Source organism: Rhodoferax sp. AJA081-3 (genome assembly GCF_017798165.1).
Classification (GTDB): Bacteria; Pseudomonadota; Gammaproteobacteria; order Burkholderiales; family Burkholderiaceae_C; genus Allorhodoferax.
Genome location: NZ_CP059068.1, coordinates 5,129,781 through 5,141,940 on the forward strand (window position 1 = coordinate 5,129,781; position 12,160 = coordinate 5,141,940).

The following is a 12,160-nucleotide window of genomic DNA, read 5'->3' on the forward strand; positions in this document are numbered from 1 at the left end:
GTGGCCCGACTCCTGAACCGTTTGCGCCCCTCCGAGTCCAATCTGCGCGTCTGGCAGATCGCTGTCCTGGTGATTTTTGTTTTGATCTGGCAACTGGCGTCACGGGACCCGCAGTTGGCCTTCTTCATCGGCCAGCCGGTGCAGGTTTTGGGTCGCCTGTGGTCCTGGTTTATGCCCTTTGAACAGGGGGCCAGTTGGTTGTTTCCCGATGGTTTGGCAGGGCGGGCAGACATTTACCGCCACCTGGGCGTCACTCTGTTGGAGACGATTTTGGCCTTTGGGATTGGGACCGCACTCGGGCTGATGTGCGGCCTTTGGCTCGCGCTGTCACCCCTTGCCAGTGCCATTCTGGAACCCTATATCAAGGCGGCCAACTCCATGCCCCGCGTCATCCTGGCGCCCATCTTTGCGCTGTGGTTCGGCTTGGGCATCTGGAGCAAAGTGGCCTTGGCCATCACGCTGGTGTTTTTTGTTGTGTTTTTTAACGTGTACCAGGGTGTCAAGGAAGTCAGTCCGGTGGTGCTGGCCAACGCGCGCATGCTGGGCGCCAATCAGCGCCAACTGTTGCGCACGGTGTATTTGCCCAGTGCCATGGCCTGGGTGTTCTCCAGTTTGCACACGTCGGTGGGGCTGGCCTTTGTGGGTGCGGTAGTAGGGGAGTACCTGGGCTCGGCACGGGGCGTGGGTTACCTGATTCTGCAGGCAGAAGGCACTTTTGATGTCAACACCGTCTTCGCCGGGATCGTGGTGCTGACCGCCTGTGCACTGCTGCTCGATAGTGCCGTGGGCAAACTGGAGCGGCGCTTGATGAAGTGGCAACCGCGCCAGGGTGAGTCAGAAAAACTATAGTGTGCGTGCCCATTCACGGAGCTGATCAGCGGTTGCGGTAGCGCCGCCGCAGACCACGACCAATACGGTCTTGAATGGCTCAAGCGTTGGCGACTGCTCATAGGCCAGCGCCAGGCTGGCCCCACATGCGGGCTCCACCAACACGCGGTGATCGGCCAGAAAACGCGCACAGGCTGACACGGCACTTTTGTCTGACACCAGCACACTCTGTATGGGGTGCGCATGGGACCACTTCACCGCCTGATCACACACCCGCTTGGCGCCTAGGGATGTGGCGATGCTGCTGATCTGGTCCAACTGCACCGCATGCCCGGCCTTGGCCGCAGCATGGAAAGACGCCGCACCCTCGGTCTCCACGGCGATGATGGGAATATGGCCCCAGCCATTGCGGTGCAGGCCTTCGGCCACACCGGACAACAAACCGCCCCCACCCACGGACAACACCACGGCGTCCGGTTGGAGTCCTGATTGGGCGACTTCGTCTATCACCGTTGCGTGCCCTCGCCATAACAGGGGGTCGTCAAACGGGTGCAGAAAAGCGTCCGTAGGCCCCACCAGGGACAGCGCCAGTTCGTTCGCCTCTTGCCAGCTGGCGCCGTGGACAATAACTTCCGCATCCTCCAGCCGGAGCAACTCCTTGGCCCGCTCCGATGTGGTTTGCGGCACCACGACCGTCACGGGCACACCCATGGACCGACCCGCATAGGCCACCGCAAGACCTGCATTGCCACCTGATGACGACACCAAGCGGCGCGCACCGCGGCGTACATACTCCGTACAGGCATGGCCCACTCCGCGGATCTTGAATGAACCCGGAGCCTGCAAGGCGTCCATCTTGAGCCAGATGGTGCGACCGGATAACTGACTCAGTTGGCGGGATTGGATGAGCGGGGTTTCAATGTGCAGGGGCATGGTTGAACGCAAAGTCCATCAAGGTTTCGGAATACGAATGCGGCTGATCATCAGGGAGCCCGACACGCCGAACAGCAACGCCAGCGGGTGCAGCGTAAAGCCGGCAAGCGTTACGGTACCAAACCACAGGTTCTCGCCCACTGCACCATAGGCCGCAGCAACAGCCAGCAGCATCACCAGCAGGAAGGATGTGGGTATAGGCGTGCCCTCGAAGTAGGTGACTTTTCCGGTACCCTGCGATATTTCTTCGGCGGTGATGTTGTAGCGGGCCAGGCGTGACACGCCGCAAGCCACAAAATAGGCCAGCAGTACACGGTCGTACAAACCGCGCATGCCGCAGCCATAGGCCAGGATGGCGGGTGCCACACCAAACGAGATGATGTCCGCCAGCGAGTCCAGCTCGCGGCCCATGGCGGAGGACTTGTTGCGCCAGCGGGCGATACGGCCATCCAGTATGTCAAACACCAGCGCGGCAAAGACCAAAGCTGCGGCGTAGTAGACGTGGGTTACATCATCACTCAACACATAGGTCATTGTGGAAAAGATGGAGCCGATGCCACACACGGCATTGCCAAGCGTGAACCAGTCGGCCAGATGGAACTCGCGGATCATGGAGAAGGGTTTCATGCAATTCCTTTTGGAAGATGACGGGACTTGGCGGTGGCCAACAACTGTGTGACATGTGTATGCATGGCTGTCGCAAACTGTTGGTGCTGGGCTTCGTCCCAATGCACACCGTCGACCACACTGGGGTGCACCACTTCTGCGGCATCGAAGTAGCCACACCCGCGCTCATCGGCTATGCGCCGATACCAATGGGTAAATTCTGCGGATTTCTCTTCCGCGCCGCGGAATTTCTCGACCATCGCTCCACAGGGTCGAACAATGCGTGGTGGCGAAACCAGGAGTACTTTGGGCGGGTGCTGCATAGGCTCTGCGCGGCACGACAGCACCGTGTCGACCAACACACCGGCGCCCAAGGACGATGCGTACGCATTAACGCCGTACACGGTTTGCATATCGTTGGTACCCAAGAAAAGAATGACAAGGTCCAGCGGCGCATGGCTTTGCAGCGCCGGCAACAACTGGTCCTTGCCATTGCGGTTGGGGCGAAACGGATCATCCCACGCAGTGGTTCGGCCGTTTAGGCATTCCTCAATGACCCGGACCTTGGAACCCAACAGGGCCTGCAGAATGCCGGGCCAGCGTTTTTCATAAACATGGCGTTGCCGCGTGCCGGGGATGATGCCCCAGGAAACGGAGTCGCCATAGCACAGTAGGTGTTGCTCAATCATGTTTATCAGAGTGGTGTGGCTGCAGATGCACGGTGTATGGAGCAGTCCTTATGCCACTCTGTCTAGCCTTTGTCTACTTGCTGGCGCGCATACGCCGCACCAACGCCGTTGGGGGCCAACTCCAGATAGGTGCTGAATGCCTTTTTGGCCTTGTCCGTTTGGCCCGCTTTGGCATAGGCGTCGCCCAGGTTCAGGTACGCCACGGCGCGGGAAGGGTCGATCTTGATCGTGTTCTCAAACCAGCGCGCCGCCTCGGCAAACTTGTCTTGTTTGTAGTACACAAAGCCCAGGTTGTTGGCGGCCAGCGCAAAGTCGGGCCGTAGTTTGAGCGCCTCGGTGAACTGGGCCTCGGCCAGCGCGTACTGCTTCTCTTTGTAAAGCTGCAAGCCTCGGTCGTTGGCGCGCTGGGCCAGTTGGCGGACCGAGCTGGGCACAGCGACAGGCGTCACGATTTTTTGCTCACCACCTTGCAGGTCTTTGACCACAACGGAGGCAGGGGCAGGTGCGGGCATCGGTTTGTCGCCCGTTGCAGGTGCGGCAGTTGCCGGCGCTGGCCGGGCCGCATCCAGCTTGTTGTTCATCGCGATGGCGTCGCCCGATAGCTGGCTGGACGTGCCACTTAAAAACTCATCATTGGCAGCCAATTCAAATACAAAGTCACCACCCTCCGAGCCGGGCAGGCTGCCAAAGGCTGGCGTCTGGCGTGACACGGCGGACACGGCTGGCGCTACATACGCAGCCAGCTCGGTCGCCGTGATGATGCCGTCGCCATTCAAGTCCCCCTTGCCGGCCAGGCCTTGCAACAATGTCCATGTGAAGACCGAGTGGCCATTGGGTCCACCGTCCGCCACCAGTTGGTCGGCACCACCTGCGGTCAGCATCTGGCGGCCCAGGCGTTTGGCGTTGTCGCGCAGAAAGTTGCTGGAACCACCGCCAGCGCCACCGCGCGTCAGGCCCAGGCCGCTGTAACAGGCGTCCATTACAAACAACGCGTGTTTGGCGGTCAGGCTTTCGGCAATGTTTTGCAACTCGGTCATGGGAATGGCGTCGGTGGCAATCTGGTTGGGGTCTGAGTCCACCGGAATGATGTAGCCCAAGTCGCGCCCGGAACTGAGTTTGCGGGTGGCCCCGTGGCCGGCAAAGAACACAAACAGGCGGTCGTTCTTCTTCATGCCGCTGTGGGCCAGCTTGTCATGGAAGGCAGCCAGGATGCCGGTGCGTGTGGCCTCCTTGTTGCTGAGGGACACGATGTGTTCGGGCACGAAGTTGAACTTCTGGATCAGCGCTTCGCGTATGGCCTGGGCGTCGCGCGCCGCGTATTGCAGCTTGGGCCATTTGGCGTAGTCGTCAATACCGATGACGATGGCCCAGGAGTCGCTGTAGCCGGGGCTGGTGGCCAGTGGTGCACCCACCGGCACCGCGCCCGCAGTGCCTTTGGCAACGGTGAAGCCCTTGCCATCCCAGCTGGCAAACTGGTAACCATCGGCTACCAGGCGGTCCAGGATCGCGGGCAGGGCCTTGACGGTGCGCTCGTGGATATCGTGGAACAGCACAATACCGCGGCCTTCTTTCTCCACCGTGCGCAACACACGGTCGGCAATGGAGCTAGGCACCGGGTCTGCCCAGTCCAGCGAGTCGATGTTCCACATCACCGAGCGCAGTTGGGCCGCGTCCAACACGGCCAGGCCTTCTTCATTGCGGGCGCCATACGGAAAGCGAAACAGCGGTGAGCGATTGGCATCTACGGCCTTGAGCAATTCGTCGGTCCCTACGATTTCGGTCTTGAGCGCGTCCCCGGTGCGTTTGGACAACTGGGCGTGTGTCATGCTGTGGTTGGCCAGGGTGTGGCCACCTTCGACCAGCTTGCGGCTCACATTGGCCTTTGGGGCAAGCTTGGACTTGCCGTCCGCTCCGACTGCACCCAGATTGCTGCCGACCTGGAAGAAGATGGCCGGCGCACTGTACTGCTTGAGAATGGCGGCAATCTCGGCGCTGTAGACCCCGTGTGGGCCATCGTCAAAGGTCAGCACGATGGTCTTGGCCGGCAGGCTGTGTCCGAAAATTTCACCCTCGTCTTCGGACTTGCTTTTGCGAGCCACTTCCTTGGGCACAGGGTAGGGCACCACCACGCCGTAGTCTTTCAGGATTTGTTCACGCGTGTAGAGCTTTTTCAGACTGGCGACGTAGTCTTGCCAGCGTTCACGTTTCAAGTCGATGGCGCGGGTCTCAAAGCGGCCAAAGACCAGTCGAATTTCTTTCTCGTAGTTGCGTTCAATTTCGGCAAGCGCGTCCAGGTCTTCGCCTAAACGCTTGTGCAGCTTGATGGCGGGCAGCGACGAATCACGCGCCACTGCCCCTTGCACACTGCGCAGCAATTCACGAAAGGCCAGGCGGTCTGCGTCGAACAGATCGGTACTGCTCTCCACATAGTCCAGCAGTCCGGCGATGGCTTCCAGGCGCTGTGGGTTGGTGGAGCTGACCAGGGTTTCCAACTGCGCTTCCAACTCCACCACGCGTTGGCGGTTTTCATGGAAAAGTCCCTGGCCCACCTGGTTGGCCAGCGCGCGTTCGTTGGCAGCCAATGTCTTTTCATCTGCAAACAACACGATGATTTTGCGGTAGGCCGCCAGTACATCCTTAAAACCCGCCAGCAGTGCACTGGTGTCGATGGCCTGTGGGGCTGCGGCAATGGGTGCGGCCACGACAGGCGGCGGCGCGACGGGCTTGAGAATGTAGGCAATACCAGCAGCGGCAATGGTGGTTGTGGCAACTGCGGCCACGATCAGAAGGGTGCGATTTTTGGTCATGGTGAAGGCTTCAACGGCCGTTCAGTGTCGGCGGGCCAGCAAGCGTTGCCGGGGCGCTGGCCCCCGCATTAGAACTTGTTGATGTCGTTATTTTCTTTGTTGCGCTGCAGGTTTTTTTGCAGTTCAACACAGGTGGCGGTACCGGCCAAGTCCGGCCGTTGGCAGGCGCGGAACATACACATGGGGCGTGCCAGAAAACCGGCATCCGAACACAATTTTTCCGGCGTTACCACAGGGGCTTCCGGTTTGGGTTCGGGCGCAGGTTGCGACGCTACCGGCGGGGGCGGGGTGGAGGCGGTTTCCGTAACCGGGGCGGGGCGGGGTGCTTCTACCTTGGCCGGTTTGGATGCCGCACTGCGGGGACGCTCCAGCGCTTTGGCGGCTTTGGTGTCCACTGCGGCCGATGCGGGGTTGGCCGGTCGGCTGCTCTCGATGATGGTTTCTTGGAGCTCTGTGGTCACCAAAGGCGCGCTGCTTGCCGAGAGCGGTGCGGCAGGGGTGCTGTCCAATACGACTTCTTCGGGCAAGACCACGGCCACGGGAGCGGCGGCCTTGCTGCTGGCGGTCCATGTACGCCAACCCCAGGCAGCGGCCACCACGGTCAGCAGGGCAAGGGTCGCAACCAGTACCCACACCACAGCGGGCCGCAGTTGCCTGGCTTCGCCCCGTTTGGTCCCATTGCGGCTGGGCTTTTTGCGATGGGCCGTGGATTGGCTTTCCAAAGCCGTCGCCCCACCCAGTGGCTCGCGGGCCCGTCTTCTGCGATCGGACGGTTTGTCGTGGCGCGCAACGGGTGTGCTGTCGGGCCCCCACTGCGCCGCAGCGGACGCGGATTCTTCCGACTCGTCGTCGGCGTCGTCTATGAACTGTGTGGGCGCGTAATCCGGGTTGGTCAAATTGGGCCGTGTTTTCTCAACCGTGACCGGGTGGTGGGCCGCGGCGGCAGAAGGTTTGCCGTTGGGCAGGCAGGCGGGCGGTAACTCCGCTCGCCAGTCAAACGACGACATGCCATGTGGTGTGACCAGGCCCAGGCTGCGCGCAAACTCCCGTACCGACTGGGGCCGGTCCTGTGGCTGGATGCTTAGGGCCCAGGTAATAGCCTGTGTGAACTGTTCTGAATATCCCTGGCCAAATTCGGACGCCACCGTTTTGACGACGTTCGCAAACGGTGGCATCTTGTCGTTCACCACGCGGATCATGGCGGGCAGTGGTGGTTCGTTGCACAGCTGGCCGTGCACCACGGCAGCCAGGGCGTACAAGTCTGTCCAGGGCCCCTGAGGCAAACCTTGGCTGTCGGCATACTGCTCAATGGGCGCGTAGTTGACCTTGAGAATGGCGGTGTGTTGCTTGGCGTTATCACCAATGGCAAGACGGGCCGCACCCAAATCCAATAGTACCGGCGGGCCGCTGTCCTGCAAAAAGATATTGTCTGGCGACACGTCGCGGTGCAGGGCGGTGCCTCTGTGCAAAACCTTCAGCGCGCCCAAGATGCACCACAAGACCTTGCGCAGCCAGGCTTCTGTGGGCGGCAGACGCATGCACTGGCGGGCCTGTTTGAGTGTCATGCCCCGGTACAGCGGCATGACCATGTAGGCGGTGTCGTTGGCCTCCCAGAAGCGGAACACCCGCACCAGCGAAGGGTGTTCAAACTTGGCCAGCATGCGGGCCTCGGCCACAAAAGACCGCAATCCTTTTTGGAAGGTTTCGTTGTCGTTGGTGGTTCGGACCGAAATATGCAAACCACCCTCGGCGCGGCCGGCCAGTGCCGTCGGCATGTATTCCTTGATGGCTACATCGCGCTGCAGGGAATGGTCGTAGGCCCGGTAGACCATGCCAAAACCACCTACACCGATCAAGCCACGGATCTCGAACTCTCCCAATCGGGTTCCGTCGGCCAACGCGTCTACATGGCTTACGGTAGGTGCAGCAGCGCTAATCGGCAGTTCAATCATGTGTCCTATATCTGGAAAACACCCACGGAGCACCGATCGAGGGACTCGATCATCGAGTTTTGCATTCTATGGCAGTAGTTTCTGGCGGCAGGCGCACAAACTCGTAACAAGTTGCTGAGTGTGGCGTTCAACCCGATAAGCGGCGTCAGGCCATCCGCGACTTGTCGCTTTTGGAGCGCCACTTTTGCAAGGAGATGGTGTTGCCGGATAGGGGGTCCTGCACCAGCAGGCGTTTGCCTTCAGCCGCTACATAAAAGGTGTGCCACAACTCCAGACGCTCCGGGCGGTTGGCGTACACCGATACCGACCAATAACAACGACCCTCCAGGCGTTGTTGCTTGTCCAGTGATTCACCAAAGACCACCGGGAGGCCGTGCGACCGCGACCACGCAGTCAACTCCGGCAGTTGGCGTACCACCTCCAGGGCCTGTGCATAGGCTGGGGAATCCATGGCCTGTGCATTACATGTCGGTGCAGCATAAGCACACAGCGCAGACCAGGATAACGAAACCGCAACGGCGGTGCGGCGAATGGCGCGGCGTGTGTGCATGGCGGGTCTCCTTGCGGGCATTTTGCCACGCAGGTGCGCCCGTGCACAGCTTGCAGTCAGTTCCGCAATTGCCGGTAGGCGTGGACCAGACCGCCAAGTACCAGGCAGACCAGGGCCACCACGTCGGCGATGACCACACGCTGAATTTGCGGGTTGTACCCACCCTGTGACCAGGCCAGCCACAAAAACGACAGCACACTGGCAAACCCCGCCACAAATGCCAGGGTCTGCAGCCCAGGCCGAAAAGCCGCGTAGACCAGAAACAGGCCCAGCAGACCGAACAGCACCGCGCGGTGGCGCATCAAGATGGCAAGGTTGGGTTCGTTGATCGGCAGTCCATACAGCGCCGCCAAACGCTCAGTGCCGAGTACGCCAGACATTGGCAACAAGTGGATGATGCCAACGACCATCAACATGGCCATGGTGAGGTAGTGCATGGCGGGTGACTTTCCGGTGTGGGTCATGCTGTGTCGCGTTCGGAGGGGATCGTAACTGGGAGGCCTTGTGTGGGAATAAATGTAATCCCGTTCTGCGCTGTGGCGGCTCCTATTGACCCTACGTGGGAGGTAATGGCGAGCCACCCGAGGTCCGGCTCGTAACGACAACGTCAAGTTTCAGCACGGCTCCGTTTTCCAGCTGCCAATCAAAGAAGTCGTCAAACCCGACATGGTTGACGGCGCGGATAACCTTGGCGACAAAGCCGTGGGCGACCAGAACCACAGTCTGGTCCTTGTGCTGCTCAGCAATGTCCCGTAGACCACGACTTACACGTTCAACAACCTCTGAGATCGTTTCTCCGCCGATGGGTGCGGCGTGCCATTGGCGCGTAATGTTCTGTGCCCAAAGGTCGGGATAAAGGGTCTGCGCCTCTTTCTGTGTCAGTCCCTCGAAAACGCCGACATGGCGCTCTCGGAACGCATCGTGGACCTGAGGCATCCAACCCCTGCCTTCGCAAATGATTTCGGCCGTTTGGTATGCGCGGCGCAGGGGGGAGCAGAGCACCGCATCCAACTGTGCAGGCAAGGTCTCGCGCAGGGCCCTGGCTTGGGCGATCCCTTGTGCGTTGAGGTCCGGGTCCAGGGCACCGAGGTAACGGTGCTCCGCGTTGAATTGTGTTTGGCCATGGCGGACCAACAAGAGACTTGTCACCCCAACAACTTCGCCGCCAGCCCCTGCGCACAGGCAAAGCCACTGGCCCAGGCCCACTGGAAGTTGTAGCCACCCAGCCAGCCAGTCACGTCCACCACCTCGCCAATGAAATACAGGCCGGGTTGTTTGGACTCCATGGTTTGTGAGGACAGGTTGCGGGTGTCCACACCACCAGCCGTCACCTCGGCCTTTTTATAGCCCTCGGTGCCAGTGGGGGTCAGCTCCCACTGGCTCAGGCGTTCGCCCAATACGGCCAATGCCTTGTCGGAGGCTTCGTTGATGGGCCGCGCCCAGTTGTGGCCCAGCGCCGCGCCCTGGGCCACCCAGGTGTCGGCCAGGCGCGAGGGCACAAGGGCGGCCAGTTCGTTGGCGATCAGCTTGCGGGATGTGGCCTTGGCGTGGGTCAGCCATTCGGCCACGTCGGTGTCGGGCGCCAGGTTCAGACGGATTGGTGTGCCGCTCTGCCAGTAGCTGGAGATTTGCAGCACGCCCGGGCCGCTGATGCCGCGGTGGGTGAGCAGCAGGTCTTCCAGGAAGGCGACTTTGTCTTTCTTGGTGCCGGTTTCTATCCGGACTGGCAGGGAAAGCCCCGAGAGTTGCGCAAACGGTGCCCAGGCCGTTTCATCAAACGTCAGCGGCACGAGCGCGGGGCGGGGCGTGACCAGGGGCAGGTCAAACTGCTTGGCCACGCGGTATCCAAAGTCGGTCGCCCCCATCTTGGGTATGGACAGGCCGCCGGTGGCGATGACCATGGCACCACACGATATGGTTCCACGGTCACTATCAATTTCATAGCTGTTTGGGCTTATTCTACGAGGGCTAGAGGCTAAAAATCGTATGGATGATATGGCGCAGGGCTGCCAGCGGGTGACGTTGCCAGATGCCGCACATTCGGCCAGAAGCATCTGGATGATGTCGTCGGCCGAGTGGTCGCAAAACAGCTGGCCCTTGTGTTTCTCGTGGTAGGCGATGCCATGCTTCTCCACCAGTGTGATGAAGTCGCGCGCGGTGTAACGCGACAGGGCCGAGCGGCAGAAGCGCGGGTTGTCGCTGAGGAAGTTGGCGGGCCCCACATCGCGGTTGGTGAAATTGCAGCGGCCGCCACCCGAGATGCGGATCTTGTCCGCCACCTTTTCGCAGTGGTCCACCACCAGCACCTTCAGGCCCAACTGACCGGCCACACCGGCGCAAAACAGGCCGGCTGCGCCCGCGCCGACGATGACCACATCAAAACTATGCATCTGAAGCGTTTTCTTTTTTTGGAGCGGCTAGTGTAGGGCGGGGCTTGCGCAGGTTTATAAATGCTACTATAGTGATATCACTTTGATTTCACTTCGTCCGTTGGATAAATGGATCAAGGCAGCCTCCAGCCCCGTGGTTGGAAAAAATTATTTAGGGGATAGACATGGACAAAAAAGCATCCAACGAATATGTGGCAACCACAGCCAATGGCTTTGTGGCGGTACTGCTGGGCATGGGCTTGTTGGCAGTGGCCGTATTCATGGTCACCCGTGGACCCAGCCTCGCCACACTGGTGTTGGCCGGCATGGCCGTGGTGGCGGCCCTGTGGTTTCTATCGGGGCTGTACACGCTTAACCCCAACCAGGCGGCGGTATTGAAGCTGTTTGGCAGCTACCGCGGCACCGACCGCCGGGAGGGCCTGCGCTGGGCCAACCCGTTTTTGAGCCGCAGCAAGGTGTCGACCCGGGCGCGCAATTTCAACAGCGAAAAGCTCAAAGTGAACGACCTGCGCGGCAACCCCATCGAGATTGCCGCTGCCATTGTCTGGCGGGTCAGCGATACCGCGCGGGCCAGTTTTGATGTGGAGGATTTTGAGTCGTACGTGTTCACCCAGGCAGAGGCAGCCGTGCGGCACCTGGCCTCCAGCTACGCCTATGACAACCTGGACGACGCGGGCAGCACGGCACCCAAGGAGATCACGCTGCGCTCGGGCGCCGACCAGGTAGGTGCGGCGCTGCTGGAGGAACTGCAGGACCGCTTTGCCCTGGCCGGTGTGGTGGTGGTGGATGCCAAACTCACCCACCTGGCCTATGCCCCAGAAATCGCTGGTGCCATGTTGCGCCGCCAGCAGGCCCAGGCCATCATCGCCGCGCGCAGCCTGATCGTGCAGGGCGCTGTCGGCATGGTGGAACTGGCCCTGACCGGCCTGCAGGAGCGCGGCCTGGTGGCGCTGGACGATGAACGCAAAGCCGCCATGGTGACCAATCTGCTGGTGGTACTGTGCTCTGACCACGACGCCCAACCGGTGGTGAATACTGGCACCTTGTATAACTGAGGAACCAGCCATGCAAAGTTTTAGGCTCAACCCCCGTCTGATCAACAAGATCCTGTTTGCCATCCTGCTGCTGGCCGCGCTGGCCGTGGTGGCGGGGTCGCAACTGGCACCCAAAGTACCACTGCCCATGGTGCTGCTCTACAGCGCAATGGGTGTAGTGGCCATTGCCGCACTGCTGGTGGTTGCGATCATCGTGTTTGCAACGGTATCGCAGTGGGTGTTGCGCAAGGGCGGTACCGACCCGCAGTGGTTCTGGTTCTCCGGCGAGCCACCGGGGCTGCAAAATCTGCGAGCAAAAGCGCAGGCCCAAGCCCACAAGGACGGGGTGTAAAGCCAACCCCTTTGATACC

General features: G+C 60.7%; 12 protein-coding genes. 3 read left to right on the forward strand and 9 right to left on the reverse strand.

Annotated elements, in window-relative coordinates:
- Positions 1 to 849: an ABC transporter permease gene (locus HZ993_RS24025; RefSeq protein WP_245213758.1), complete on the forward strand. Its 849-nt coding sequence runs from the start codon at positions 1 to 3 to the stop codon at positions 847 to 849.
- On the opposite strand, the gene HZ993_RS24030 is transcribed toward HZ993_RS24025, so the two are convergent.
- From HZ993_RS24030 to HZ993_RS24070, 9 genes are all read right to left on the reverse strand, one after another.
- On the reverse strand, positions 844 to 1,761 hold the full coding sequence (locus tag HZ993_RS24030; RefSeq protein WP_209395201.1) for a pyridoxal-phosphate dependent enzyme: 918 nt from the start codon (positions 1,759 to 1,761) through the stop codon (positions 844 to 846). The genes HZ993_RS24025 and HZ993_RS24030 overlap by 6 nt on opposite strands.
- A gap of 18 nt (positions 1,762 to 1,779) precedes the next feature.
- Positions 1,780 to 2,388: a CDP-diacylglycerol--serine O-phosphatidyltransferase gene (gene pssA, locus HZ993_RS24035; RefSeq protein WP_209395202.1), complete on the reverse strand. Its 609-nt coding sequence runs from the start codon at positions 2,386 to 2,388 to the stop codon at positions 1,780 to 1,782.
- Positions 2,385 to 3,056, reverse strand: coding sequence for an SGNH/GDSL hydrolase family protein (locus HZ993_RS24040; RefSeq protein WP_209395203.1), 672 nt, complete (start codon positions 3,054 to 3,056; stop codon positions 2,385 to 2,387). The genes pssA and HZ993_RS24040 overlap by 4 nt, the downstream gene beginning before the upstream one ends.
- Before the next feature lie 62 nt (positions 3,057 to 3,118).
- Complete coding sequence (locus HZ993_RS24045) at positions 3,119 to 5,863, reverse strand: polysaccharide deacetylase family protein (protein ID WP_209395204.1); 2,745 nt, start codon at positions 5,861 to 5,863, stop codon at positions 3,119 to 3,121.
- A 68-nt stretch (positions 5,864 to 5,931) separates the two neighbouring features.
- A complete protein-coding gene (locus tag HZ993_RS24050) occupies positions 5,932 to 7,815 on the reverse strand; it encodes a serine/threonine-protein kinase (protein ID WP_209395205.1) in 1,884 nt (627 codons plus the stop codon).
- A gap of 145 nt (positions 7,816 to 7,960) precedes the next feature.
- Entirely contained in the window at positions 7,961 to 8,365 is a 405-nt protein-coding gene (locus tag HZ993_RS24055) for a hypothetical protein (protein ID WP_209395206.1), read from the reverse strand.
- Positions 8,366 to 8,421: 56 nt separating this feature from the next.
- On the reverse strand, positions 8,422 to 8,829 hold the full coding sequence (locus HZ993_RS24060; RefSeq protein ID WP_245213759.1) for a phosphopantetheine adenylyltransferase: 408 nt from the start codon (positions 8,827 to 8,829) through the stop codon (positions 8,422 to 8,424).
- Between the two features lie 91 nt (positions 8,830 to 8,920).
- Positions 8,921 to 9,514 (reverse strand): histidine phosphatase family protein, encoded by a 594-nt coding sequence (locus HZ993_RS24065; RefSeq protein ID WP_209395207.1) that lies wholly within the window; start codon positions 9,512 to 9,514, stop codon positions 8,921 to 8,923.
- Positions 9,511 to 10,755, reverse strand: coding sequence for an NAD(P)/FAD-dependent oxidoreductase (locus HZ993_RS24070; RefSeq protein ID WP_209395208.1), 1,245 nt, complete (start codon positions 10,753 to 10,755; stop codon positions 9,511 to 9,513). Before HZ993_RS24070 ends, HZ993_RS24065 begins: the two co-directional genes overlap by 4 nt.
- 164 nt (positions 10,756 to 10,919) lie before the next feature.
- Here HZ993_RS24070 and HZ993_RS24075 point away from each other — a divergent pair, with 164 nt between their 5' ends.
- Together HZ993_RS24075 and HZ993_RS24080 are read left to right on the forward strand one after the other, a co-directional pair.
- Complete coding sequence (locus HZ993_RS24075) at positions 10,920 to 11,810, forward strand: SPFH domain-containing protein (protein WP_209395209.1); 891 nt, start codon at positions 10,920 to 10,922, stop codon at positions 11,808 to 11,810.
- A gap of 10 nt (positions 11,811 to 11,820) precedes the next feature.
- The gene (locus HZ993_RS24080) at positions 11,821 to 12,141 is read left to right on the forward strand and encodes a hypothetical protein (RefSeq protein WP_209395210.1); all 321 of its coding nucleotides are present in this window, start codon (positions 11,821 to 11,823) and stop codon (positions 12,139 to 12,141) included.
- Positions 12,142 to 12,160 lie beyond the last annotated feature (19 nt).